The organism is Rathayibacter sp. AY1F2 (genome assembly GCF_002930885.1).
GTDB lineage: Bacteria > Actinomycetota > Actinomycetes > Actinomycetales > Microbacteriaceae > Rathayibacter.
This window is the reverse complement of the sequence record NZ_PSVG01000007.1, coordinates 70,687-95,907: the sequence shown is the minus strand read 5'-3', so window position 1 is coordinate 95,907 and position 25,221 is coordinate 70,687. Positions and strand designations below refer to the sequence as shown.

Here is a 25,221-nt window from a genome sequence, read left to right as displayed (position 1 = left end):
CCGCTTGCGCCGGTCGGCCCCGCGCGTCGCGGGGCGACCCCGTCACCCGGCATGATGTCGGCATGTCCTCCACCGACGAGCGCGTCAGCCCGGCTTCCCGCACCCTGGTCATCGGCGAGGCGCTGATCGACATCGTCGAGCGCGACGGCAGCGCCACGGAGCACGTCGGCGGCTCCCCGGCCAACGTCGCCCTCACGCTCGCCCGACTCGGGCGGCCCGCGACCCTCGTCACCGACATCGCCGACGACGAGCGCGGCCGCCGCATCAGCGCCCACCTCGAGGCCTCCGGCGTGGAGGTCCGGCACGGCGGCTCGGAGCGCACCAGCACCGCTCGGGCGGTCCTCGCCGCGGACGGGTCGGCCCGCTACGTCTTCGACCTCTCCTGGAACCCGCCGGCGGCGGACCCGGAGGGCGCCTCCCACGTCCACACCGGTTCCATCGCGATCTTCCTCGAGCCGGGCGGATCCGCCGTGCTCGAGCTCCTCGAGGCACTGCCCGCCGGAGTGACGGCGAGCGTCGACGCGAACATCCGCCCGGCTCTGGTCGGCGCGCACGCCGAGGCGCTCGCGCGCTTCGAGCGGATCGCCGCCGCGTGCGAGGTCGTGAAGCTCAGCGACGAGGACGCGGAGTGGCTCTACCCGACGATGCAGCTCGACGAGGTCCTCAGCCGGCTGCTCTCCCTCGGGTCGCAGCTCGCGGTCGTCACCCGCGGCGCGGAGGGACTGCTGCTGGCCTCGGCCATGACGCGGGTGACCGTGCCCGCCGCCCGGATCGTGGTGGCGGACACGATCGGCGCCGGCGACTCCGCGATGGGCGCGATCCTCGACGAGGCGTTCCGCCAGGGCCTCGGCGCCGCGAACGGGATGCTCCTCGACGGCCCCGCCCTGCACGCGATCGGCCGCCACGCCGCGCACGTCGCCGGCATCACGACCTCCCGCTCCGGCGCGAACCCGCCCACCCGCGACGAGCTCTGAGGACCGGGGGCGGACCTTCTGCAGGACGCCCCTGGTGCTCGCGTCGGGACGCGGAGATACTGGGCGCACCTCGACGGAAAGGCGTGCCGTGCCCACTTCACTGAGCCCCTACATCGGCTTCGACGGCTCCGCGCAGGAGGCGATGGAGTTCTACCGGGACGTCCTCGGCGGCGAGCTCAGCTCCAGCCGCTTCGGCGACTTCGGGATGAGCGCGGATCCGGCCGACCAGGACCGGATCATGCACGCCCAGCTCGTCACGCCGAGCGGGATGATCCTGATGGGCTCCGACTCCCCCTCCTCGAGCCCGGCCGAGAGCGGCGCCCGCATCACGATCGCGCTCTTCGGCGACGACGACGCCGAGCTGAGCGGCTACTGGGACGGCCTGGCCGAGGGCGGCACGGTCGTCGAGCCGCTGGTCGCCTCGTCCTGGGGCGACCGCTTCGGGATGCTGGTCGACCGCTACGGCGTCGGCTGGATGGTGAACATCGCCGCTCCGCCGGCCTGACGCTCCTCCCCAGCGCGGGATCGGGGCACGCCTCCCCCGGGTGCGTCCACCCGTCCCGCCGGGCGCCGCGGCAGGCGCAGAATGGAGGGGCCGCTCCCGCTCCGGGAGCCGTCCCACCTCTCACGAAGGCTGCAGATGACGATCACGCTCGGGTACAAGGCATCGGCGGAGCAGTTCGGCGCCCGGGAGCTCGTCGAGCTCGCGGTCGGCGCCGAGCGGCACGGCTTCGAGACCGCGGTCGTCTCGGACCACTTCCAGCCGTGGCGGCACACGGGCGGGCACGCGCCGTTCTCCCTCGCCTGGCTCGCCGCGGCCGGTGAGCGCACCTCCACCATCACCCTCGGCACCTCCGTCATGACCCCGCACTACCGCTACAACCCCGCCGTCATCGCCCAGGCGTTCGGCACGCTCGGCGTGCTCTACCCCGAGCGGATCATGCTCGGCGTCGGCACCGGCGAGGCGCTGAACGAGGTCGCCACCGGCTATCAGGGCGCGGGCGAGCAGACCTGGCCCGACTTCAAGGAGCGCTTCGCCCGCCTGCGCGAGGCCGTGCGGCTGATGCGCGCGCTGTGGGCGGGCGACCGCGTCACCTTCGACGGCGAGTACTACTCCACGCACGAGGCGTCGATCTACGACAAGCCCGAGAGCGGCGTGCCGGTCTACATCGCGGCGGGCGGCCCCGTCGTCGCCAAGTACGCCGGCCGGGCGGGCGACGGCTTCATCTGCACGTCGGGCAAGGGCATGGAGCTCTACACCGAGAAGCTGCTCCCCGCCGTCGAGGCGGGCGCCGCGGCGGCCGATCGCGACTCCTCGACCATCGACCGCATGATCGAGATCAAGCTCTCCTACGATCCCGATCCGGCGCTCGCGCTCGAGAACACGCGCTTCTGGGCGCCGCTCTCGCTGTCGCCCGAGCAGAAGCACTCGCTGACCGATCCGGTCGACATGGAGCGCGCCGCCGACGAGCTGCCGATCGAGCAGGTCGCGAAGCGCTGGATCGTCGGCTCCGACCCCGAGGAGACGGTCGCGCAGATCAAGCCCTACGTCGACGCGGGCTTCACCCACCTGGTCTTCCACGCCCCGGGCGACGACCAGCAGCGCTTCTTCGACGCCTTCGAGCGCGACCTCGCGCCGCGGCTGCGCGCGCTCTGACCTCCCGCCTCCGCCACGACCCCCTTCGGAAGGGCCGCTCCCGCATGACCACGGCCACCCTGCTCGCCCGGCTCGACCGCGGCGAGGCGTTGACGCGCGTGACCGCCGAGGAGCTCCTCGGCGCGCGCGGCGACGACCTCGACCTGCTGCTGGAGGCCGCCGGCCGCCTGCGCGACGACGGACTCGCCCGCCGCGGACGGCCCGGCGTCGTCACCTACTCGCGGAAGGTCTTCGTCCCGCTGACCAAGCTCTGCCGCGACCGGTGCCACTACTGCGTCTTCGTGGAGACACCGGGCGGGCTCGCGGCCAAGCGCGAGTCGACCTTCATGGAGCCGGAGGAGATCCTCGAGGTCGCCCGCGCCGGTGCCGAGCTCGGCTGCAAGGAGGCCCTGTTCACGCTCGGCGACCGCCCGGAGGACCGGTGGCCGGTCGCCCGCGCCTGGCTGGCCGAGCACGGCTATGCCTCGACGCTCGAGTACGTGCGCGCGATGGCCGTCCTGGTCATGAGCGAGACGGGCATGGTCACGCACCTGAACCCCGGCGTGATGTCGTGGGCCGAGCTGCAGCGGCTCCGCCCGGTCGCGCCCTCGATGGGCATGATGCTCGAGACGACCGCCGAGCGCCTCTGGTCCGAGAAGGGCGGCGTGCACTACGGCTCCCCGGACAAGGACCCGGCGTTGCGCCTGCGCGTGCTCGAGGACGCGGGACGCAGCCGCATCCCCTTCACCACCGGCGTGCTGCTGGGCATCGGCGAGAACGCGGCGGAGCGGGCGGACGCCCTCTTCGCGATCCGCGAGTCCCACGAGCGGTGGGGCCATGTGCAGGAGTGCATCGTCCAGAACTTCCGCGCGAAGCCGCGGACGGCCATGCAGAACGAGGTCGACCTCGAGCTGCAGGAGTACGTGGCCAACGTCGCGGTCGCGCGCCTCGTGCTGGGCGCCGAGGCGACGATCCAAGCGCCGCCGAACCTCACCGACGAGCAGGAGCTCGGGCTGCTGCTGCGCGCCGGGGTCGACGACTGGGGCGGTGTCAGCCCGCTCACGGCGGATCACGTGAATCCGGAGCGCCCCTGGCCGAACATCGACGACCTCGCGCGGCTCACCGCGGCGGCCGGCTACCGGCTGCACGAGCGGCTGACCGCCCACCCGCAGTACCTCCGCGACTCGGCCACCTGGATCGATCCGCGCGTCGCTCCCTACGTCGAGGCACTCGCCGACCGCGGGACCTGGCTCGCCGACGAGGCGGCGGCGGTCCTCCCCCGGCCCTACCGCGACTCGCTCGACCCCCTGCCCCGACCGGTCGCGCCCGCCCTCGGCGCCGTGCTCGCCCGGGCGGAGACGGACCCCGCCGGTCTCGAGGACGCCGACTACCTCGCCCTGCTCGCAGCCGACGGCGACGACCTCGACGCCCTCTCCGCTCTGGCGGACGACCTGCGGCACGACGCCGCCGGCGACGAGGTCTCGGTCGTCGTGAACCGCAACATCGACACCTCGCTCTGGGGAGTCGGCGATCTGACCGTCGAGCGGCTGGAGGAGCTCGCCGACGAGGCGGTCGCGCTCGGCGCCACCGAGCTCTGCCTCCAGGGCGCGATCGGACCGGAGCACCCGGGCGACGATCTGCTGCTGATCGTCCGCACGCTGAAGCAGCGGCAGCCCTCGCTGCACCTGCACGCCTACCGGCCCGGCGAGATCCTCGAGGTCGCCCGGCGTACGGGCCGAACCCTGCCCGAGATGCTCGACGCTCTGCGCGAGGCCGGCGTGGACTCCGTCCCGGGGACCGCCGCCCGCATCCTCGACGACGACGTCCGCGCCGTCCTGAGCGAGGGGACGGACCCGACCGTGGCCGAGTGGCGGGAGGCGATCACGGCCGCGCACCGCAGCGGCCTCCGCTCCACCTCGACCATGGTCTACGGACACGTCGAGACCCCCGAGCAGCAGCTCGCGCACCTGCGCACGCTCGCGGCGATCCAGGACGAGACGGGCGGCTTCACCGAGTTCATCGCGATGCCCTTCGTCCCGGCGGAGGCGCCTCCTTCCGTGGTGCGCGCGAGCCGGGGCGGGCCGACCCTCCGCGAGACCCGCGCCGTGCACGCCGTCGCACGGCTCGTCCTCCACGGCCGGATCGCCCACGTGCAGACCGCCTGGACCAAGCTCGGACTGCACGCGGCGCAGGTCCTCCTCCGCGGCGGGGCGGACGACCTCGGCGGCCTGCTGCTCGACGGGGCCCTGCGGCCCGAGGCCGGAGCGGAGGCCTACCGCTCGCTCGACATCGCGACCGTCGCCCGGCTGAGCGGCGAGATCGGCCGCGGCTGGCGCCAGCGCACCACGACGTACGGCGTGGTCGCGCCGGAGAGGGCGCTGCGGGCGGAGCCCGTCGCAGCGGCGGGTCCTCAGCGGATGCGCCTCCCGGTCCGCGGGACCCGCCGGGCGTCATGACCCGCTCCGAGTACCTGCGGCGCCAGGCCGAGCTGGTCCGGGAGGAGCGGATCGAGTCGGACAGCGCCACCGTGCGGCTGCTGACCGCGGGCGCCGGGAGCCCGCGCGCGGTCCTGATGCTGACCGGCGTCGGCCGGGGCGCGCGGAGCGACACCGGGCTGCTGCTGCCGATGCTGGCGCGGCGCCACCGCGTCGCCGCGCTCGAGCTCGCCGATCTCGGCGACCCCTGGCTCGACGGACCCGCCGCGGTCCGCGCCTCCCTGGACGCGCTCGGCGCCGACGAGGCCGTCCTGATCGGCCACTCGCTCGGAGCCGCCGTGGCCCTCGCCGCGGGCGATCGGCGGGTGCGCGCCCTCGCCCTCGTGGCCGGATGGCTGCGGCCGACGGAGCGCCTCCTCCGCGCGGCGCGCCTCTGGCCGATGCTCCCGCCCGACGCGCAGGAGGAGGCCGCTCGGCTCCTCGCCGTCCGCTCGGCCACCGCCTCCTCCCCGTGGGGCGCCGACGTCGCCAGGATGCTCGCCGCCTCCGCCCGGGCCGACGTCGCTGCGGCCGCCTCGGACTGCCGGGTTCCGACCCTCGTGGTCGGCTGCTCCGCCGACGCTGTCGCCGGAGTCGAGGGCGCCGAGGCCCTGCTCGGCGCGATCGACGACGCCCGCTACGCCGTCCTCGACGCCGGTCACGCGGTGCTCGCCGAGCGGCCCGCCGAGCTCCTCGCCGTCCTCGAGCACTTCCTCGCCGATCCGCACCGCGACCCGGCGGGCAGCGTCCTGGCGAGGACGACGGTCTGATGGACGTCGACGTCGTCGTGATCGGCGCCGGGTTCGCCGGGCTCGGAGCCGCGGTCCGCCTGGAGCGCCGCGGCGGGACCTCGTTCGTCGTGCTGGAGCGCGCCGAGCGGATCGGCGGGACCTGGCGGGACAACGTCTACCCCGGAGTCTCCTGCGACATCCCCTCGCACCTCTACTCCTACTCCTTCGCCCCCGAGGCCGACTGGTCGGCGTTCTACGCCCCCGGGGCCGAGATCCAGTCCTACCTCGAGCGCGTCGTCGAGAAGGAGGGCCTGGCGCCCCGACTCCGGCTGGGGACCGAGGTGCTCGAGGCGGTCTTCGACGAGGAGGCGCACCGCTGGCGGGTGCGCACCTCCCGGGGCGACTACTCCGCCGCGGTCCTCCTCGTCTGCGCGGGGCGCCTCTCCGAGCCCCGCCTCCCGGCCGTCCCGGGCCTGGATTCGTTCGCGGGTCCCGCCTTCCACTCCGCCCGCTGGAGGGACGACGTCGACCTCGACGGGAAGCGCGTCGGCATCGTCGGCTCGGGAGCCTCCGCCGTGCAGATCGTGCCGCACCTCGCCGAGCGCGCCGCCGAGGTGGTGCTCTTCCAGCGCTCAGCCCCGTACGTCGTCCCCCGCCGGAACCGCCCGTACCCGCCGGAGGAGCGCCGAACCCTCTCCCGCGCGCCCGGGGCCCTGGCGAGGCTCCGCGAGGAGCTGTTCTGGCGCGCCGAGCTCGGCTTCGCCGGCCGCGTCGCCGTGCCCGAGGCCATCGACCGGCTGCGGGCGGAGGCGCTCGGCCACCTCGAGTCGCAGATCATCGATCCCGCACTCCGCACCGTGCTGACTCCGGACTACGAGATCGGCTGCAAGCGCGTGCTCCTCTCGGACGACTACTACCCCGCTCTCGCGCAGCCGCACGTCCGCGTCGTCCCCGGTCCGCTCCGGCGCCTCGAGGAGGGGGCCGCGCTCGGCGACGACGGCGTCCCGCACGGGGTCGACGTGCTCGTCTTCGCGACCGGCTTCCACTCCACGCGGCCGCCCTTCGCCCGGCGCATCCGCGGCCGCGGCGGCGTCCTCCTCGCCGACCGCTGGGCCGACGGCATGGTCGCGTACGAGTCGACCGCGGTCCACGGCTTCCCGAGCCTCTTCGTCGTCAACGGCCCCAACGCGAGCCTCGGCCACAACTCCGCGGTGCACATGATCGAGACGCAGATCGCCTACGTGCTCGCCGCGCTCGACCACCTCGCGGTCTCCGGCGCCGACCGGCTCGAGGTCACCGCCGAGGCCGAGGCCGCCTCCGTCGCCCGCCTCGACGCCCTCAGCGCCGACACCGTCTGGACCAACGGCGGCTGCGAGAGCTGGTACCTGGACGACAACCGGCGACTCACCCTGCTCTGGCCCGACTTCGCCTTCGCCTTCCGCGAGGAGCTCGGCCGGTTCGACCCCTCGGCCTACACGACCTGACCGCGGCTCGCTATCGTGACCGCATGACCGACCGCGTGCTCGCTCCCGAACCGCCCGCCGACGGTGCGAAGCCGAAGGGACCGGCCTCGTACTTCCCGAGCATCGAGAAGACCTACGACCGTCCCGTCCAGGACTGGCTGGACCTCGCCGACGAGCGTCTGCGCTCCGAGCCGCACATGCAGGTCGTCACCTGGCTGAAGACCGAGCACGGCCTGGGCCACGGCCACGCCAACGCGATCGTCGCCTACGTCCGGGCCGCCCGCGCCTGACCGGTCCGCCCGTCGTCCGCACAGGCTAGGCCCGCCGGCCTCCCCGGACCACCCGTCGTCGGCGCCCGCGCCGTCCGGGGATAATCGGGGCATGCGCGAAGACGACGATGTCGATCTGGTGATCGACGCGTGGGCCGGGGCCCTGCCCGACCTCGATTTCGCGCCTCTGGACGTCGTCTCCCGCCTCCGCCGGCTCAGCCCGCGCGTGCAGGAGGTGCGGCGGCAGTCCTTCGCCGTCAGCGATCTCGCCCCGTGGGAGTTCGAGCTCCTCTCGCTGCTGCGGCAGCGCGGGGAGGGCGGGATGACGCCCTCGGCCCTGGCCACGCACCTCGCGCTGTCCAGCGGCAACCTCGCCAGCCGCGTCGACCGCCTCGGGGCCCGCGGGCTCGTGGTCCGCGAGCAGAACGCCGCCGACTCGCGCAGCAAGATCGTCTCGCTCACCCCGCGGGGCACGAAGCGGGTCGACGAGGCGATGCGCAATCTCGTCGCCGCCGAGGGCGAGGTGCTCGCCGACCTGGACGCCGCGCAGGTGTCGGTCCTCATCGAGTGCCTGCGGCGGATCAGCGACACCCTCGACCGACTGCAATGAGGCACTACGCCCGACGAGCCTGAGAGGTCAAGCCCGTTCGGAGAGACGGGCACCGGACGTAGCGTGAAGCGTGCACGGTCGAGGCGTCAGCCACCCGTGCGGATGATCGCGAAAGCGGAGAGCACCATGACACAGATTTCTTCTATCCAACCCGCGCGATGGAGCCGGAACGGAGTCAGGATCGTCGTCGTTCCCGGGGCGGAGCTGCCCCGGTTCCGACTCGAGATCGACGCCCGACTGACCACCGCGCCCTCCCTCGTCCCCACCGGACCCTTCTCGACCGTCGAGGAGGCCGAGCGGGCCGCCGAGGTCGCCGCCGGCCTGCTGGGGGCGAAGATCCCGGCCTGAGCGCACACCCGTCGAGACGGCCGGATCAGCCCGCGAGCTCCGCGAGCGATCCGGTCGGGACCGCGATCCACCCCTCGGCCTCCGCCGCCTCCTGCAGTTCGGGAGGCACCGGCAGGGTCGCGCCCAGGGCGTGGGCGCGGGCGTTGAGAGCGGCGACGACGGCGTCGAACGCGTCGTCGGAGCGGCTCATCAGCGCGAGCGCGGGCGCCGGCACATCGAGCCAGGGTGCGGCCCGTCGCAGCGACTCCGCGGCGAGCGCCACGGCCTCCGGTCGCGTCTTGTACCCCGTGGTGTCCACTCCCCAGAGCCGCAGCGCCGCCGCCGGGTACGCCTCGACGAGCCGTCCGCGCCCGGAGCGGTCGACGTCCTCCCCGCTCGCGGCGAAGGCGTCGAGCAGCTCCGCGCAGCGCATCGCGGTCATCCCGAGCCGGTCGGTCGAGACGCTGAGCGGCCAGCGGCCGGTGACCTCGCGCGCCACCCGGTCCGTCTCGCGGTACGCGAGGCGGCGGCGCCAGTCGCGTCCCGCGAGCGTCCGCGGCGAGACCTCCCGTCGCGTGTGCGCGGAGACGAACGCCGCGAACTCCACCGGCCAGCCGAACGCGCAGTCGATCCCGATGACCGCCGCGTCCCGTGACGCCTCGACGATCGTCGCGTCCTCGGCGCCGAGTACGAGCGAGCGGACGACGGCCCGGCCGCCGGAGAACTCGAGGGCGGCGAGAGCGGTGCGCACCGGCTCCGCAGCGAGGTCGACACCGATCGTGAGCACGGGGACAGGGTAGGCGCTCCGGCGCTACGCTCGAGCGATGACGCCACCCGCTCCCTCCTCCCGGGCGGAGTCGGCCCGCGTGCCGGTCGCGCTCCTCCGCCTCCTCGTGGCCGCCGCCGTTCTGGTGGCCGTGATCGCGACGGCCGTCGACACCGCCTCTCGGACGCCGCTGAACCCGTTCAACTTCTTCGGCTTCTTCACCATCCAGAGCAACATCGTGCTGGCCGTCGTGCTCGGAGCCACCGCCGTGCTCGCGCTCCGCCGCCGTCCCGCGCCCGGCGGGCTCCTACTGGTGCGGGGTGCCTTCACCGGGTACATCATCGTCGTCGGCCTCGTCTACAACACCCTCCTCACCGATGTGGCGGGCGGAGTGGCGCTGCCGTGGGCCAACACCGTCATGCACGTGCTGTTCCCCGTCTACGGACTGCTCGACTGGCTGCTGCTCGCGGATCGCCCTCCGCTGCCGTGGCGCAGGCTCTGGCTGGTCGTGGTCTACCCGATCGTCTGGCTCGTCGTGGTGCTGATCCGCGGAGCGACGGACGGCTGGGTGCCCTATCCGTTCCTGGATCCCGCGACCGGGTACGGGCAGGTGTCGGTGTTCGTCGTCGTGATCGCGGTCGCGTTCCTCGCGTCGGGGGCGCTGGTCTGGGCGATGAGCCGGCTGCGGATCGTGCCGGTGGCAGGCGGCTGAGAGGACGCTCGCCTTCCAGACGGTTCCGCCCGCCGGACGACCGGATCCGCTGCCGTCGCGCACATCCGGCCCGTTCTGGGGTCACCCGTTCGGGGTCATCCGGGGCGCCGCTCCCCTAGCGTCAGCACCGACGGTTCCCCCACCGTCCTCCCCCTCGAGAACGGTCCCCCATGAGCCTCTCCCTCTCCCGCCCGCCGACCCCGAGCCGCCGCGTCCGCGCCCTCGCCGTCGGAGCCGCGCTCGCCCTCGCCGCCGCGCTGCTCCCGGCGCAGGCCGCCGCCGCCGCCACTCCCGCCACCCTCTCGGTGCTGAGCCTCGGCGACTCCATCACCCAGGCCTACGGGACCTGCGGCTCCTTCGCGGACTGCCCCCGCAACAACTGGTCCACCGGCACCAGCTCCTCCGTGAACTCCTTCGCCTCCCGCTTGCGGACCGCGCTCCCCGGCACCACCGTCACGACCGCGAACTTCGCCACCACCGGCGACGTCGTCGCGCAGGTCCCCTCGCGGATCGACGCCGCGGTCGCCGCCGGCGTGCGGCCGGACGTCGTCACCCTGCTCATCGGCGGCAACGACCTCTGCTCGCCCGACAACCGCGTCGCCTCCGACGGCTACACGATGACCCCGGCGAGCACGTTCCGCACCGGAGCCTCCGCCGCGATCACGAAGATCCGCACCACGTGGCCCTCCGCCCGCATCGTCCTCTCGTCGATGCCGAACGTGGCCTCCGAGTGGTCGGTCGTGAAGACCGGAGTCGGCGCGCTCGTCTGGGCGGGCGGCGACCTCTGCCGGACCACGCGCGGCGTCAGCTCCACCGGCCGCAGGCTCAGCAGCACAGCCGCTGCCGCCTCCGCCGCTGCCGCGAAGACGCGGACGACGCAGTACAACACCGCGCTGCAGACGGCGTGCAGCGCCGCCGGTCAGCTCTGCGACTGGGACGGCGGAGCGCTCACCGCGACCCCCGTCACCAAGGGCCTGATCGGGACCACCGACTACTTCCACCCGAGCGTCGCGGGTCAGGCGAAGATCGCCTCGATCCAGTGGGCGGCGTCGAACTTCTCGAAGTAGCGGCCTCCGGAGCGGCCGCTCACGCGTCGAGCGGCCGCTCACCCTCGCGGCGGCGACGCTGCTCCTCGGCGAGCCGCGCGTAGTGCGCCTCCTCGCGCTCGAGGTCGGCGAGCTGCTCCTCGGTGCTCTTCGGAGCGGGCCGCACCACCATCGGCGGCGGCGCCTGCTTCCGGCGGCGGGGCACTCGGCCGCCCGGCACGAAGGATCCGCCGTCGCCGCGCTTCCAGTCGTGCCCGAGCAGGAACCACAGCGAGACGCCGATGAGCGGGAGGAAGAAGATCAGCAGGATCCACACGATCTTGGGCAGGTTCTTGATGACGTTGTCCGGCTGCCGTACGACGTCGACCAGCGCGAGCACGGTCAGGACGATGATCAGCAGCGAGAAGACGAACCCCATGCAGACGAGGGTACGACGCCGCCGCGCGAGCAGAGTGCTACTCGGAGAGTCGCATCACGACTCCGGCGTCGAACACTCCGCGGTCCGCTCCTTTCCTCTCGCGCACCGCTTCGACCTCGCTCCAGGCCACTCCGAGCTCCGACGCGAGCGCATGCAGGACTTCCGCGACGTCCGCCAGCTCTTCGACGGACGGGGCAGCCAGGACCTCGTCGCATTCCTCCTTCAGCTTCGCCAGGAGCCAGGCCCGCCGCTCGCCGGCATCGACGGATCTGAAGCGCGCGTCGACACCGAGACCCCAAAGCAGTGCCGGTACACCGTCTCGGACGAGCTTCTCCCTCGTCATGTCAGCAGCCGGACGAGCTCTGATGCTGACGCGACGGACCCGCCCGCGTCGACGTCGGGGGCCCGGAGAGCGTCGACTGCACCACGGACATCGCTCCACGGAGGACGGTCTCCGGTCACATCGACGGCCGGGCCCCATCGAGTACCCTCCGCTGAAAGTGGACCGAGCACCTTCCCCCACCCCGACAACTCCACCCGATACCCGTTCGAACGCCTCTCCGGATTGTGACCTGGAAGAATGACGGCTGGCACCCCTGATGCCACGCACGTCGTCGCGATTCCATGTCCTCCGTGATGCACGACGGCAGCCAGCTCCGGAAACACTTCTTCGAGATCCCAGAGAGCCGCGACGTGGATGGCGTCCGGGACATGTCGATACGAATCCGCTGACGCCTGGTCTCCGGTCGCCACATAGATTTCTCCTTCCCAGTTCTCGAAAGCGTGCAGGAACTCCGAGTCGATTCCTCCTACCGTCCGATAGAACAGCAACCCGGATCCATGCAGACCCGCTTTGACCGGTCCGAGAACGCCAGTGAAAACCACTTCTCTCATACCGACGCGGCTCTCCATTACGTCAAGACTCGGCGCACTCGGTATTGCGATCAGCCCGCGTTCGAACAGTTCTCGAACATCTCGATCGACCAGGGGAAGCCCTCGCCGCCCAAGAGCCTCGTTGACCGCCATGAGCGGTCCGGTCCAGATCTCGGACACTCCCTCGCCCTGATAGCGGTAGCCGACGAGCTGATTGTCTTGGCATAGCGTGACGATCGGGATGGAGAGCGAAGCGCAAGCTACGATCATCGACAATCGGTTATCGTTGATCACCCGGTCCGGCCTGAACCGCTGGAGCACAGCGACGTCAGCAACGACTGCTTTATCGAACACGCCAGGATCTCCCCATTCTGCCCATGGGTCGATGTCTGCGACACCTTCGCGGTAATAGGCTGTCGTGAAGATTCCCGCCTTCGAGACCAATCGATCGTGCACCGCATTCTGCCGACCGAGTAGAACACAGTCCCAACCCGCGGAGTGAAAAGCCCGACCTATGGCTACCAGGCGCGTGACGTGGCCGTTCCCCCTTCCCCACGAGACATGCAGTACAACGGGGCGCTTCATGTCGCCCTCGCAAACCGAAAATTCTCAACGAGCGCGACGACAGTCGAATGCGATGCAGCGGCGACCAGGCCCACCTCTTCTCCCGCGAGAGCGAGTTCCCAGTCGGCGAGATCTGGAGTTGCGTTCGCTCGCGCGATCACCGTACGCAGGTGATGCGGAGGAAGAGAGCGCGTCAATGGCGCGACGACCTTTTCGTGCGCATTGCCGATGACAACGTAGCCATCGACATCGCTACCAAGGGCTAGGACGTCTCGCCATGATGAGATCTCGATCTCTTGCGCTATTCCTGCATAGCCCCGCAGGTCTAGGGCGCCGGGGATCATGTGGACGTGCATGTGATGACAGAGGCGCTCTCCAGGACGACTTCGAAGACAGTGACCGGTACGCCCGTGCTCGAACAGAACGTAGTCCCCGAACTTCGCACAGATGCGCTTACAAAGGTCGGCCTCCAATGCGTCGAGCCGCTCTGCCGCCTGCGCATCCATGTCTGCGGCCGATGGATAGTGCTCGGTTGTGTAGATGAGGAGGTGACCCTGCCGAAGGGGAGCTGGATCAGAACAGACCGCGAGTCCGTCTTCCTCCCACACTCGACGCGGATTCGACCTGCAGAAGACCCATTCGGGGTCCCAGGTGACCGACATTCTTCATCATTTCCTTTCGCTCGAACTCGATGAGATGGACTGGACTGCGGCAAGTGCTAGATCGACCTCATTTGTCGTAGTTCTCGGCCCGAAACTCACCCGGACAGTCCCGCCATCGCCTGTGCCGAGAGTCTCGTGGGCCAGAGGAGAGCAATGCAGTCCGGCGCGAACGAGAATGTCGAAGCGTTCTTCGAGGAGCGAAGCAGCAACACTCGGGGTCACACGGTTCATCCGGAACGACACCACTCCGACAGGTTCTTCGGCGCTGGGCGATTCGATGAGGGTGACCGCGCCACCACCACTGAGACCAGTAACGAATCGTTCTCGCAAATCGGTTGCTCGACGCCGCCTTCTGGCGATCTCGGCCCCGTCCAACAGCCTCAGAGCCGCGCCTAACCCGGCGATTCCGATCCCATTCTGTGTTCCCGCCTCTTGCGACCAGGGCAGCCAGCAGGGATGATCCCGACTTTCAGAACGTCCACCCGATTAGCCGGTGACGAAAGGCGACAACCGGACACCTTCTCCGACAACAGCGCCACCAACACCCAAAGGTCCCCCCAAACCCTTGTGCCCAGCGAACACCAGCACGTCCGCAAGACCCGCGTCGACATCAAGGTACCCAAGCGCCTGCGCCCCATCCACGGCGATGAAAACACCGGCCTCTCTGCAGATTTCAGAGATTTCACGGATCGGAAGCACTGAACCGGAGACGTTGGAGGCCCAGGTGACAATGACCCCGGCGACTCCGCCGGCAAGCAGTTGCTCCTGCAGTCGATCGAGATCGAACGGTCCGCTGGTCGAGGGCGGAATGATCTCATGCCGGACCGAACCCTCCTGCGCCGCTGCATGAAGTGGCCGAACCACTGAATTGTGTTCGAAAGCGGACGTCAGGACGCGGCCCCCGATCGAGCCCAGGTGGTGCACAACCGCATTGAGAGACATCGTTGCATTCAGCGAGAAGGTCACCCGCTCCGGATCGATGCATTTGACCAGATCTGCTAGCGACTCACGAGCTGCCCAGACTTGGCCCTCAGCCCAAGCGAATAGCCGGTGCCCCGACCTGCCTGGGCTTGTTCCACGTTAAGCATAGGATTTCATGGCGTCCACTACATGATGCTCCTTGGGAAAAGACGTGGCCGCAGAATCGAGATAAATCACTCCGCACCTCTTCGTGTGGGTCTTCGTCGGTTCGATGTGATGATGAACATATATCCCACAGCCATCCACGCCGACGACTGGCACGAAATGACACTCGCCGCGCCTGGCTCTGTGAGAGCTGGACAGCGGGCGAGCCTTGGCGCCACGTCTGCGCGTGCGCACGGTGTTCACGACCCGAGGGGTGCCACGCGCGCCACACTCTGGTCGCCGAAGGGCACAGCCTGCTACGGTCTCGCACATCGAATTGCTAAGTCACAAGCGAACTGACGTGAAGCGATCACTCCTTTACCGCGACATCGCGGAGTGCAGTCCGCAACGTACAATGAGGGCCGGCTCTGCGATGCCTCCAGGTACGCGAGAAAGGATGAAGGCATGTCAGGACCGTTGATCTTCCCGCAGAAAGAAGACGGTGTTTCTCCGGAGGTTTCAGTCGTCGTTCCGACCTATGACCGCCCTGACGAGTTGAGAAGAACTCTGACGACATTAGCGCAACAAGAGGCGTCGTTCACCTATGAGGTCATCGTCGCAGACGACGGCTCTTCGAGCGATACCGTTGCGGTCGTCAAGGCCTTCGAACACGCGATTGACATCTCATACACTCGCCAACGAGACGACGGGTTCCGCCTGAGCGCGGTAAGGAATCTCGGCGCGCGAGCATCTCGGGGCAGAACACTGATCTTCCTCGATTGCGGCACTCTCGCGGGCGAGAACCTGATTCAGTCCCATGCGGCGAACGTGGAAGTCGGTAAACGCAGTACAGCAGGGCCGACCTACGGCTGGGACTTCTCTGGCGAAGATGCCCATTCATTCCGTTCTCTTGTCAGCGGCCCGGACTGGCGCACAAGACACATGGAGATGGCTACGCGGCCCGGCTACGCTGATTATAGATCGGACAAGTGGTTGGATGTCGATGTCCGGCGGGTTCCGCTGGCGGTCCCCTGGCGTTTCTACTGGGGACGGAACATTGCAGTGGCGCGATCGGATTTCTTCTCCGCGGGCGGTTTCGACGAGCGCTTCTCAACTTATGGAGTCGAAGATGTGGAGTTCGGCTACAGGCTATGCCGGATGGGCCTTTCTCTTCACTGGATAGAGGACGCGTGGGGCGTAGAACTGCCGAGCATCTCCGAAAATACAGCCGAACAAGCAAGAAGCAATCGAGCTAACCTGGAACAGTGGGCCGATCGATGTGTCGATATGGAAATCGAGTTCTTCATCTGCAACAGGCCCCTGGCGCAATTGGAGCAGCCCGAGTGGGAGCGCGTCGCGAGGTGGGCTCGAGATTCAACGAACAGCCGAGCTGACCTGCAGATCCTTCGTCAGCATCCGAACGACACATCGATGCTTTTCGTCGGACTGATGTCTGAAGTAGCTCATTCACGGTCCGTCGTCGCGCTCGGGCCGGGTTTTCCCATTGCGTCCGAACATCCGAGCGGCTGGTCGACTGCACGGCGACCGGTCAATCTCAACGCGATCGGGATCCGATGCGGTTTCGCCGAACGCGAATTCGACATGGTGTACCTGAGCGATGCGATGGCGCCCCTGGCTGCAGTGTGGGGTGAGCATCTTCTGGCCACGGCCCGGAGGTGCGGGAAGGACCTGTTGCTGGGGCGCGGTCTCGCCGCGACATTTCAATCAGCGGGGATAGGGTCGGACGGCTTTTAGGTGAGAGATATTCAGTGGCGCGCATCAGTTTCGGATCGCAACGACCCGGGCGACATCGAGGATCCACCTTCGTCCGTCCGCGCCAACTAGACCGGTCAGCGACTAAGGAGGAACCACTGTCTGGCGCTCGCGTCCCACAATCCGTCGCCCTGACCCTGCTGAGCAACGCGACCATCGGAGGCCTCACGAGCGTAGCCGTTCCCGTCTCCCTCGACTCGGCCGGTCACTCAAAGGGCGAGATCGCCGTGTTCTTTCTCGTCAACGCGGCCGCCGCCATCGTCTACAACACCCTGCTCGTCCCTACAGTTCGCCATCACGGGTACCCGCGCAGCGCATTGGTCCTGACCTGCGCAGCCGTCCCGGTCGCCCTCCTTGCACTCCGCGCGACCGCAGGTACATTCGTGCTCGTAATGCTGAGCGGCGTTCTCCTGCTCCTCGTCAGCACGATCGTCCCGCAGATCTTCGGCCGCGTCGCCGCGCAGCTGAGTGACGACGAACAGGTCGCCGCGGTCACGCGTCTTCGGCTGATGACGGTCGGCGGATACATCCTCGGCCTCGTCATCTACTCGGCCGTGTCCGCGCTCGGGCTCGATCCTCTCTTGATCGCCTCCGTGTTCGGCGGCATCACGATGATCGGTGCGACCTGCAGACCATTCGCTGGACGCGCGTTCCCGCGCGAGCACGATGGCGGAGAAGTCGGAACGCCTCGAGCGAGAAGCGGAGCGTTTTTCACTGCGCTTGTCCTCGTGGCGCTTCTCAAGTCGGCCGACACCCTTCGGGGGATCTATCTGCCGCTGTTCGCTGTCTCGTCCGGGCTCCGCCCTGCCGAGGTGCCTCCTTTGTTCCTGATATCGGCTCTACTGGAGTTGGCCGCGCTGCCTCTGCTCGGTCGGCTCAGCGCGGCCCGCGGCAGCGCCGTCACCCTCGTCGTGATCGCCCTCTTCGGGGTCGCATCGTTCTCGCTCCTGCTCCTCGCGACCACCTATCCGGTGCTGCTGCTGGCCCAGGTGCTCTACGCCGTAGTGGGCGTCGGCTTTCAGAGCACCGGCCTGGTCCTGCTCGGTCGAACGAGCAGGGGCGGAGTCGGCGCGGGCGCCAGCGCATACACGGCCGTGACGCAGGTCGGGACCGTCCTCGGAGCAGTGCTGCCGCTGATGGTCGAGGGCTACTCGTCCGGGATCTTCGTCATCGCGACCGTCCTGGTGGCGCTGGCCGGGATGCTGGCCGTCGCGCTGCGGGCGGTCGGCGGACGCTGGTGACGGCATCCGATCGCGCCAGCACACCGGCGACTCTTGCGCACCGGATGCTGACTTTCTCGCGAAGCGCTGAATCAGACCGATGCACGCGTCTCAGCCGTAGTTGCGCACCCCCGCCCGGCCCTTCCGCGCTCATGACACCATCGGATGATGACCGAGACGCCGCCCGCCCCCGCCTCGACACCGGTGAAGAAGCGCCTCACGGCCGCCCGTCTCGCCCTGATCGCCGGCCTCGTCCTCGCCGTCGCCGGCCTGGCCGCGCTCGCACTCGTGCCTCTGCAGTACGCGAACATCGACCGTCAGGGCTTCGACTACGTCTGCAGCGTCAGCCTCGGCGGTGTCCCGCCCGAAGCGGGAGAGCTCGTCCGCGGCTTCTGGTCGTGGTGGCCGCTCGGCGCAGCCTGTGAATGGAAGCTCCTCAACGGCACGACGGTCGTCGACCTCCCCGACTGGTCGACGACCGCCGTCGCGATCGTGGGCGCCGTCCTGCTCGTCGTCGGAGCGGCGCTCGCGATCGCGTCGCCGTTCCTCCGCCGCCGGAGCGCTCCGGCCGGGACCGCCTAGCGGTCGAAGAGGTTCCCGAGGTCGCCGAGACCCGGCAGCTGGAAGTCCGAGCCGAACTCGGACACCTGCTCCCCCAGCCCGGACACGTGCTCGCCCGCGCCGGAGACGAACTCGCCCGCGCCGCCCGTGATGTCACCGAAGTCGCCCAGATCGCCGAACCCGCCGGCGAGGTTCTCGAAGTCCACGCCGAGGCCGGACGCCTGCGCGAGCAGCGGACCGGCGACGCTGCTGATCACGGCACCGCCCGCGACCGCCGCGAGCAGTCCGCCCGCCGCGCCGAGCCCGATGCCCGCCGCCGCTCCGACGCCGGCACCCGCGAGGGCGCCGCGGGTCCCCGGCTTCGAGAACATCTTCTTGAGGAACCCCGGATCGTTCACCTCGCCGCGCGTCGCCGCGCGCGCCAGGTCCTCGGGGGCGGAGGACCGCGGCTGCTCGTTCGCGGGCAGCTCGTCGCGGAGCCGCGCCTCGACCTGTGTGCGCTGCGCCGTCGTCAGCTTCGCGAACGCATCCCGGTGCACCTGCTCGAGCTGCTCGGGGTCGGCGGTGCGGAGGAGGTAGTCGTAGCGCGCGATCGCTGCGCGGTCCTCCTGCGTGACCACCGGCTGCTGCCCGGGCCGGGCGTCCTGCGGGCGCGCGGAGGGTCGCCGCGGTGAGCCGTACTGCTGAGGCGGCTGGGCCTGCCCGCTCCGCGAGTCGCCCGTCACCTTGTCGGCGGCGGTGCGCACGAGGTCGCGCCAATCGGTCGTCCCGCTCGAGGACGACCCCGAGCCGCTCTTCGAATCGAGCGCCTTCGACGCCATGCCGAGAACGCGCTTGAACATGCTCACAGAGAACCTTCCGTCGAGTACCAGCCTCGATCATGGCGGCGCCGCCTGAGCGAAGGCCCGCGAGACGCCCTCAGAAGGCCGTGAGCGGTCGGGCGGTGGGCGTCGCTCCGAGATGTCCTCTCCGCCCTCGCCTGATCGAGGAGCTCGCGCACGCACCGCGGGCGGAGGACGGCCCGCCACATCCAGCCGAGGAAGGGGGTCTCGAATTCCGACAGCGACCGCCTGCGGACGGCCGCCATGCGACCGGCTATCGCGAGCAGCGCGCTGAATCCCGCGAGTCGGCTTTTCGCGAACGCGTTCCGCTGAACGGAGAGGCTCAGGACGAGGACGGCCGCGAACCCGCGAAGGAGCTCCTCGGTCGTGCCTCCCTGCCGCCGAGGAGTCCCCACCCGGGCAGGACCATCGAGGACTCGAACCGTCGGCGCCTCGACCAGCACAGCTCGGAGTGCTGGGCGGGCGGCAGACCGTGGCGTCAGACGGAGCGACGGCGGCGGTCGTCCGATGGACTGATCCCGATTGCGGATCGTGGTGCCCCTGGAGGGACTCGAACCCCCAACCTGCTCCTTAGGACGGAGTCGCTCTTCCATTGAGCTACAGAGGCTGGCCGAGCCAGTGTACCCGCCGTGCCCCGCCCCCCGCGAAGCGACGACAGGGCCCCACCACAACGCCAGCGAAGCACGCCACGGCCCTCGTCGCGGCGACTGCGCGGCACACCCCTCTTGACACGAAGGCCTCCCGCCTCCATGGTTAGTTACAACACCAACTAACCACCCAACCCCGCACCGAAGGAGCCCGCGTGGACGACTCCCGCCCGCTCTTCCTGCAGATCGCCGAGCAGATCGAGAACGACATCATCGACGGCGCACTGCCGGAGGAGTCGCAGGTCCCGTCGACCAACGAGTTCGCCGCGTTCCACCGCATCAACCCGGCCACCGCCGGCAAGGGCGTGAACCTGCTCGTCGACGACGGGGTGCTCTACAAGAAGAGGGGGATCGGCATGTTCGTCGCCGAGGGGGCGCGCGACCGGCTGGTCGAGAAGCGCCGCACGCAGTTCCGCGACCAGTTCGTCGCTCCGCTGCTCGCCGAGGCCGCCAAGCTCGGCCTCAGCACCGAGCAGCTCGCCGACATGATCACAGAAGGGGGATCGCGATGAGCGCGGTCATCGAGGTCCACGACCTCACCAAGACCTACGGACGCATGCGCGCCGTCGACGGCATCGGCTTCGCGCTGGAGGAGAACCGCATCCACGGCCTCCTCGGCCGCAACGGCGCGGGCAAGACGACACTGATGTCGCTGCTCACCGGCCAGGAGTTCGCCAGCTCGGGCGAGATCCGCGTCTTCGGGCAGTCGCCTGTGGAGAACGCCGCCGTCCTCTCCCGCACCTGCTTCATCAAGGAGAGCCAGAAGTACCCGGACGACTTCAAGGTGAAGCACGTCCTGCGCAGCGCTCCCTGGTTCTTCGACGGCTGGGACGAGGCGTTCGCCCGCGAGCTCGTCGAGGACTTCCGCCTCCCGGTCGACCGCAAGATCAAGAAGCTCTCCCGCGGACAGCTCTCGGCGATCGGAGTGATCGTCGGTCTCGCCTCCCGCGCCCCGCTCACGTTCTTCGACGAGCCGTACCTGGGGCTGGACGCCGTCGCCCGGCAGCTGTTCTACGACCGCCTCCTCCAGGACTTCGCTGAGCACCCGCGCACGGTCGTCCTCTCCACCCACCTCATCGACGAGGTCAGCAGCCTGCTCGAGCACGTCCTCGTCATCGATCAGGGCCGCCTCGTCGTGGACAGCGACGCGGAGGAGCTGCGGGGTGCTGCGGCAACGGTCATCGGATCCCGGCAGGCCGTCGAGTCGTTCACCGCCGGACGCGAGGTCATCGCCCGCTCCGCTCTCGGCAGCCGTGCCTCGGCCACGCTCCCCCGCCTCGACGACGCCGGCCGCGCCTCCGCCGCCCGCCACGGGCTCGAGCTCGAGTCCGTCCCTCTCCAGCAGCTCGTCGTCCAGCTCACCACCGGGAAGGCCTCGGAATGACCGCCCTCACCGGCGCCCCCGCGCGCCACGACACCGCCGCCGGCCGCCTCGGCAGCATCGTCCGCCTGCACTTCGCGAACCCCGCCACCATCCTCTACACGCCGCTGATCATCACGGCCGTCATCCTGGCGGGCAACCTGGTCGTCTGGTGGCTGATCCTCCGCGGGCTCGACTCCGGCGAGCGCCTCGAGGCGCAGGAGGGGATGACCTACTCCGGCGCGTCCTTCTTCCTCTTCGTCTACATGATGGTCGTGGCCGTCCAGTCGGTGAACGTCACCTTCGGCCTCGCCCTCGGCTACGGCGCCACCCGCCGCGACTTCTCCCTCGGCACGGCCCTCACCTTCGTCGCCCTCTCGGTCTTCTACACCGGCGTCTTCGTGGTCCTCGGGATCGTGGAGCGGGCGACCGACGGCTGGGGCTTCGGCGGCAGCTTCTTCCGCTCGATCTACTTCGGCGGGGACTCCGTGGGCGAGCAGGCTGTCGCGGTGCTCTGCGCCCTGCTCTTCTTCTTCTTCATCGGAGCGGCGACGGCGGCGGTCTACGTACGCTGGCGCCAGCGCGGGATGCTGCTCTTCTTCGGGATCCTCGGCGCCCTCCTGCTGGCCGTGATCACCCTCCTCACGCTCACCGAGAACTGGCCCGCCGTCGGCTCCTTCTTCGGCAGCGTCGGATACGCGGGCGGCTACGCCCTCTCGCTCATCCCGACCGCGATCGCCGGAGTCGCGGGCTGGGCGATCCTCCGCCGCGCCACCCCGCGCAGCAGCTGACACCACCGCCCCCGATCCGAGAGGACCGACCATGACCGCCCCCGCCCGCCGCTCCGCCTCCTCGCGGAGGATCCTTTCCGTTCTGAGGCTCCACCTCGCCCACCCCGGGACGGTCCTCGGCTGGCCGCTGCTCGTCCTGCTCGCCGTCCTCGCCGGCAACCTCGTGATCTGGTGGCTCGTCCTCCGCGGGATCGGGGCCGAGCGGGGCGGCGGCGACTCCGGCATCCTCCTCGTGGGGCCGGGGATGCTGATCGTCGTCTTCCTCTTCATCGGCTCCATCCAGGCCACGACGGCCACCTTCGGGCTGGCCCTGAGCTACGGAGCGACCCGGCGCGACCACGTCCTCGGCAGCGCCCTCGCCTTCGCGGCACTGTCCGTGCTCTGGTCGGCGATCGTCGTGGTCCTCGGGGCGATCGAGGAGGCGACCGGGGGCTGGTGGCTGGGCGGCGCGCTCTTCCTCGCCTCTCCCCTCGACGGCCCGTGGCTCGAGCGCTTCGTCGTCCTGCTCTGCTCGCTCCTCGCCGCCTTCGCCCTCGGCGGAGCAGCGGGAGCGGTCTTCCTCCGCTGGCGTGAGCGCGGAGTGACGGCCTTCCTCCTCGCCCTCGGAGCGGTGGCACTCGCGGTGGTCGTCGTCGTCGCTCTCGCCGGGGGCCGGCCGGTCGTGGCGGACGTCCTCGAGAGCGCGGGCACCGCCGGAGCCGCCGCTCTGCTCCTCGTCCCCGCCGCGCTCCTGACGGCGGTGGGCTCGCTGGTCCTCTGCCGGGCGACGCCGCGCGGCTGACCCCCTCCGGAGCCGGGCCTGCAAGGCCCTTCCGCCCCGGGCGTCCGGATGCCAGCGTGGGCACATGGCCGACTCCCCCGCTCCGTCTCTCCTGCCCGTCCCCGAGCACAGCTGGATCGCGCGACCCCCCGACGCCGAGCTGACCCAGGACACTCTCGACACGGTCGACGCCTGGTGGCGCGCCGCGAACTACCTCGCGGTCGGGCAGATCTACCTGCTCGCGAACCCGCTCCTGAAGACCCCGTTGAGCCGGGAGGACATCAAGCCCCGCCTGCTCGGCCACTGGGGCACCACCCCCGGCCTCAACCTGATCTACGCGCACCTGAACCGCGCGATCCGCGAGCGCCGCCAGCCGACCCTCTACATCACCGGTCCCGGCCACGGCGGACCGGGCATGGTCGCCAACGCCTACCTCGACGGCACCTACAGCGAGATCTACTCCCACATCGACGAGTCGGAGGAGGGGCTGCGCCGCCTCTTCCGCCAGTTCAGCTTCCCCGGGGGCATCCCCAGCCACGTCGCCCCCGAGACCCCGGGCAGCATCCACGAGGGCGGAGAGCTCGGCTACGCGCTGAGCCACGCGTACGGAGCGGCTTTCGACAACCCGGACCTCCTGGTCGCGGCGGTCGTCGGCGACGGCGAGGCCGAGACCGGCCCGCTCGCCACCAGCTGGCACTCCAACAAGTTCGTGAACCCGCTCACCGACGGCGTCGTCCTGCCGATCCTGCACCTCAACGGCTGGAAGATCGCGAACCCGACCGTCCTCGCCCGCATCCCGCAGGAGGAGCTCGACAGCCTCCTCCGCGGGTACGGCCACGAGCCGTTCCTTGTCGAGGGCGGCTTCGACGGCGAGGACCCGATGCGCGTGCACGAGCGGTTCGCCGACGTCCTGGACACGGTGCTCGACCGCATCGCGGCGATCAAGGAGCGCGCCGCCGCCGGCGACCTCTCACGCCCGGCCTGGCCGATGATCGTGCTGAAGACCCCGAAGGGCTGGACCTGCCCGACCGAGATCGACGGCGTCCAGGTGGAGGGCACCTACCGCTCGCACCAGGTCCCGCTGCCCAACGCCCGCGACACCGAGGCGCACACCCGCCTCCTCGAGGACTGGCTCCGCTCCTACCGGCCCGAGGAGCTCTTCACCGAGGAGGGCGGCGTGGTCGACCGCGTCCGCTCGCTGGCCCCCGAGGGCGAGCTGCGGATGAGCGCGACCCCGCACGCGAACGGCGGGCTGCTGCGGCAGACCCTCGACCTGCCCGACTTCCGCCGCTACGAGGTCGTCGTGGAGCAGCCGGGTGGCACCGTCGCGGAGGCGACGAAGGTGCTCGGCGAATGGCTCGCCGACGTCATCCGCGCCAACCCGACCAACTTCCGCCTCTTCGGGCCGGACGAGGTCGCGAGCAACCGGCTGCAGTCCGTCTACGCCGCCACCGACAAGCAGTGGGACGCCGAGCTCAGCCCCCTCGACGACCACCTGGCCCGCGCCGGGCGGGTCATGGAGGTGCTCTCGGAGCACCAGTGCCAGGGCTGGCTGGAGGGCTACCTGCTCACCGGCCGCCACGGGCTCTTCACCTGCTATGAGGCGTTCATCCACATCATCGACTCGATGTTCAACCAGCACGCGAAGTGGCTGGACGGCACCCGCGACATCGAGTGGCGCCGCCCGATCGCGAGCCTCAACTACCTGCTCTCGAGCCACGTCTGGCGCCAGGACCACAACGGCTTCAGCCACCAGGACCCGGGCTTCATCGACCACGTCGTCAACAAGAAGCCCGAGGTCGTGCGCGTCTACCTGCCCTTCGACGCGAACACGCTCCTCTCGACCTACGACCACTGCCTCCGCAGCGTGGACTACGTCAACGTGGTCGTCGCCGGCAAGCAGCCCTCGCCCCAGTGGCTCACGATGGCGGAGGCGGTCGCGCACTGCACGCGCGGCCTCGGCATCCTGGAGTGGGCGAGCAGCGAGCGGCAGGGCGAGTCCCCGGACGTCGTGCTCGCCTGCGCGGGCGACGTGCCGACCCTCGAGACCCTCGCGGCGGTGAGCATCCTCCGCGAGAAGCTGCCGGACCTCGCGATCCGCACGGTCAACGTGGTCGATCTGATGCGCCTGATGTCGGAGTCGGAGCACCCGCACGGCCTCTCCGACCGCGAGTTCGATGCGGTCTTCACCCCCGACCGCCCGATCGTGTTCGCGTACCACGGCTATCCGTGGCTCATCCACCGCCTGACCTACAAGCGGACCGGCCACGGCAACCTGCACGTGCGCGGGTACAAGGAGAACGGCACCACCACCACTCCGTTCGACATGGTGATGCTCAACGACCTCGACCGCTACTCGCTGGTGATCGACGTCATCGACCGGACCCCCGGCCTCGGCGCCCGCGCCGCCGGTCTCCGCCAGGAGATGCAGGACGCCCGCATCCGCGCCCGCGCCTACACCCGCGAGCACGGCGAGGACATCCCCGAGGTCGCGAACTGGACCTGGGCCGGCGAGCGCCCCGGCAACGCCAGCGCCAACACCGGCAACGACAACGAATGACGCGGCGCGAGGGACGACCTCAGCGGCGTTGTCGTCAGGCGCGATACCGCCGGTATCGCTTCCTCCTCCGCCTTGCCGAGCCCGCCCCTCGCACCGCGTCCACTCGAACGGCGGAAC

General features: G+C 70.1%; 25 protein-coding genes, 1 tRNA gene and 1 pseudogene. 19 read left to right on the top strand and 8 right to left on the bottom strand.

The features are described from left to right. Positions 1–62: 62 nt before the first annotated feature. The 9 genes from C5C54_RS07780 (at position 63) to C5C54_RS07740 (ending at position 8,505) form a co-directional block, all read left to right on the top strand. On the top strand, positions 63–974 hold the full coding sequence (locus tag C5C54_RS07780; RefSeq protein ID WP_104288082.1) for a carbohydrate kinase: 912 nt from the start codon (positions 63–65) through the stop codon (positions 972–974). Between the two features lie 88 nt (positions 975–1,062). Continuing rightward, a complete protein-coding gene (locus tag C5C54_RS07775) occupies positions 1,063–1,479 on the top strand; it encodes a VOC family protein (protein WP_104288081.1) in 417 nt (138 codons plus the stop codon). A 135-nt stretch (positions 1,480–1,614) separates the two neighbouring features. Beyond that, on the top strand, positions 1,615–2,631 hold the full coding sequence (gene fgd / locus C5C54_RS07770) for a glucose-6-phosphate dehydrogenase (coenzyme-F420) (protein WP_181074566.1): 1,017 nt from the start codon (positions 1,615–1,617) through the stop codon (positions 2,629–2,631). Between the two features lie 44 nt (positions 2,632–2,675). Continuing rightward, on the top strand, positions 2,676–5,066 hold the full coding sequence (cofG, locus tag C5C54_RS07765; RefSeq protein ID WP_104288080.1) for a 7,8-didemethyl-8-hydroxy-5-deazariboflavin synthase CofG: 2,391 nt from the start codon (positions 2,676–2,678) through the stop codon (positions 5,064–5,066). Beyond that, positions 5,063–5,854 carry an alpha/beta fold hydrolase gene (locus C5C54_RS07760; RefSeq protein WP_104246720.1) on the top strand — a complete coding sequence of 264 codons (792 nt, stop codon included), beginning with the start codon at positions 5,063–5,065 and terminating at the stop codon, positions 5,852–5,854. Before cofG ends, C5C54_RS07760 begins: the two co-directional genes overlap by 4 nt. Then, the gene (locus C5C54_RS07755) at positions 5,854–7,299 is read left to right on the top strand and encodes an NAD(P)/FAD-dependent oxidoreductase (protein WP_104246721.1); all 1,446 of its coding nucleotides are present in this window, start codon (positions 5,854–5,856) and stop codon (positions 7,297–7,299) included. Before C5C54_RS07760 ends, C5C54_RS07755 begins: the two co-directional genes overlap by 1 nt. 23 nt (positions 7,300–7,322) lie before the next feature. After that, a complete protein-coding gene (locus tag C5C54_RS07750) occupies positions 7,323–7,568 on the top strand; it encodes a DUF4287 domain-containing protein (RefSeq protein ID WP_104232872.1) in 246 nt (81 codons plus the stop codon). Between the two features lie 91 nt (positions 7,569–7,659). After that, positions 7,660–8,157 (top strand): MarR family winged helix-turn-helix transcriptional regulator, encoded by a 498-nt coding sequence (locus C5C54_RS07745; protein WP_104225059.1) that lies wholly within the window; start codon positions 7,660–7,662, stop codon positions 8,155–8,157. Between the two features lie 126 nt (positions 8,158–8,283). Continuing rightward, on the top strand, positions 8,284–8,505 hold the full coding sequence (locus tag C5C54_RS07740; RefSeq protein ID WP_146076606.1) for a hypothetical protein: 222 nt from the start codon (positions 8,284–8,286) through the stop codon (positions 8,503–8,505). A 25-nt stretch (positions 8,506–8,530) separates the two neighbouring features. Here the strand turns inward: C5C54_RS07740 and C5C54_RS07735 are convergent, their stop codons facing one another. After that, positions 8,531–9,271 (bottom strand): DUF429 domain-containing protein, encoded by a 741-nt coding sequence (locus C5C54_RS07735; RefSeq protein WP_104246722.1) that lies wholly within the window; start codon positions 9,269–9,271, stop codon positions 8,531–8,533. Positions 9,272–9,308: 37 nt separating this feature from the next. Between C5C54_RS07735 and C5C54_RS07730 the strand changes: the two genes are divergently transcribed. After that, positions 9,309–9,962 (top strand): Pr6Pr family membrane protein, encoded by a 654-nt coding sequence (locus tag C5C54_RS07730; RefSeq protein WP_104246723.1) that lies wholly within the window; start codon positions 9,309–9,311, stop codon positions 9,960–9,962. 170 nt (positions 9,963–10,132) lie between these two features. Beyond that, positions 10,133–11,029 (top strand): GDSL-type esterase/lipase family protein, encoded by an 897-nt coding sequence (locus tag C5C54_RS07725; RefSeq protein ID WP_104246724.1) that lies wholly within the window; start codon positions 10,133–10,135, stop codon positions 11,027–11,029. A gap of 19 nt (positions 11,030–11,048) precedes the next feature. Here the strand turns inward: C5C54_RS07725 and C5C54_RS07720 are convergent, their stop codons facing one another. From C5C54_RS07720 to C5C54_RS18285, 5 genes and pseudogenes are all read right to left on the bottom strand, one after another. Further along, a complete protein-coding gene (locus C5C54_RS07720; protein WP_104246725.1) occupies positions 11,049–11,426 on the bottom strand; it encodes a PLD nuclease N-terminal domain-containing protein in 378 nt (125 codons plus the stop codon). A 37-nt stretch (positions 11,427–11,463) separates the two neighbouring features. Further along, positions 11,464–11,769 carry a nucleoside triphosphate pyrophosphohydrolase gene (locus tag C5C54_RS07715; RefSeq protein ID WP_104226465.1) on the bottom strand — a complete coding sequence of 102 codons (306 nt, stop codon included), beginning with the start codon at positions 11,767–11,769 and terminating at the stop codon, positions 11,464–11,466. Further along, positions 11,766–12,884, bottom strand: coding sequence for a glycosyltransferase (locus C5C54_RS17595; RefSeq protein WP_146078809.1), 1,119 nt, complete (start codon positions 12,882–12,884; stop codon positions 11,766–11,768). Before C5C54_RS17595 ends, C5C54_RS07715 begins: the two co-directional genes overlap by 4 nt. Then, on the bottom strand, positions 12,881–13,525 hold the full coding sequence (locus C5C54_RS17590; RefSeq protein WP_146078808.1) for a hypothetical protein: 645 nt from the start codon (positions 13,523–13,525) through the stop codon (positions 12,881–12,883). The genes C5C54_RS17595 and C5C54_RS17590 overlap by 4 nt, the downstream gene beginning before the upstream one ends. Positions 13,526–13,531: 6 nt before the next feature. Further along, positions 13,532–14,581: pseudogene (locus C5C54_RS18285) on the bottom strand (aminotransferase class V-fold PLP-dependent enzyme); the annotation flags it as partial. 474 nt (positions 14,582–15,055) lie between these two features. Between C5C54_RS18285 and C5C54_RS07690 the strand changes: the two are divergent. From C5C54_RS07690 to C5C54_RS07680, 3 genes are all read left to right on the top strand, one after another. Then, positions 15,056–16,345, top strand: a complete 1,290-nt coding sequence (locus tag C5C54_RS07690; protein ID WP_104288079.1) for a glycosyltransferase — start codon at positions 15,056–15,058, stop codon at positions 16,343–16,345. A 245-nt stretch (positions 16,346–16,590) separates the two neighbouring features. Continuing rightward, on the top strand, positions 16,591–17,604 hold the full coding sequence (locus C5C54_RS07685; RefSeq protein ID WP_104288078.1) for a hypothetical protein: 1,014 nt from the start codon (positions 16,591–16,593) through the stop codon (positions 17,602–17,604). Positions 17,605–17,751: 147 nt separating this feature from the next. Beyond that, positions 17,752–18,165, top strand: a complete 414-nt coding sequence (locus C5C54_RS07680) for a hypothetical protein (protein WP_104339898.1) — start codon at positions 17,752–17,754, stop codon at positions 18,163–18,165. Here the strand turns inward: C5C54_RS07680 and C5C54_RS07675 are convergent. Both C5C54_RS07675 and C5C54_RS07665 read right to left on the bottom strand, forming a co-directional pair. Then, positions 18,162–18,986 (bottom strand): hypothetical protein, encoded by an 825-nt coding sequence (locus tag C5C54_RS07675; RefSeq protein WP_258063263.1) that lies wholly within the window; start codon positions 18,984–18,986, stop codon positions 18,162–18,164. The genes C5C54_RS07680 and C5C54_RS07675 overlap by 4 nt on opposite strands. Before the next feature lie 532 nt (positions 18,987–19,518). Further along, positions 19,519–19,593 (bottom strand) — tRNA-Arg (locus tag C5C54_RS07665). Positions 19,594–19,788: 195 nt separating this feature from the next. On the opposite strand from C5C54_RS07665, the gene C5C54_RS07660 reads away from it, so the two are divergent. The 5 genes from C5C54_RS07660 to C5C54_RS07640 all read left to right on the top strand — a co-directional run bounded on the left by C5C54_RS07660 (position 19,789) and on the right by C5C54_RS07640 (position 25,104). Further along, complete coding sequence (locus tag C5C54_RS07660; RefSeq protein ID WP_104224613.1) at positions 19,789–20,145, top strand: GntR family transcriptional regulator; 357 nt, start codon at positions 19,789–19,791, stop codon at positions 20,143–20,145. Next, complete coding sequence (locus C5C54_RS07655; RefSeq protein WP_104288075.1) at positions 20,142–21,017, top strand: ABC transporter ATP-binding protein; 876 nt, start codon at positions 20,142–20,144, stop codon at positions 21,015–21,017. The genes C5C54_RS07660 and C5C54_RS07655 overlap by 4 nt, the downstream gene beginning before the upstream one ends. Next, positions 21,014–21,784 (top strand): ABC transporter permease, encoded by a 771-nt coding sequence (locus tag C5C54_RS07650; RefSeq protein WP_104233881.1) that lies wholly within the window; start codon positions 21,014–21,016, stop codon positions 21,782–21,784. Before C5C54_RS07655 ends, C5C54_RS07650 begins: the two co-directional genes overlap by 4 nt. A 31-nt stretch (positions 21,785–21,815) precedes the next feature. Next, positions 21,816–22,565 carry a hypothetical protein gene (locus tag C5C54_RS07645; RefSeq protein WP_104288074.1) on the top strand — a complete coding sequence of 250 codons (750 nt, stop codon included), beginning with the start codon at positions 21,816–21,818 and terminating at the stop codon, positions 22,563–22,565. A gap of 64 nt (positions 22,566–22,629) precedes the next feature. After that, complete coding sequence (locus tag C5C54_RS07640) at positions 22,630–25,104, top strand: phosphoketolase (protein WP_104247680.1); 2,475 nt, start codon at positions 22,630–22,632, stop codon at positions 25,102–25,104. The last annotated feature ends 117 nt before the right edge of the window (positions 25,105–25,221 follow it).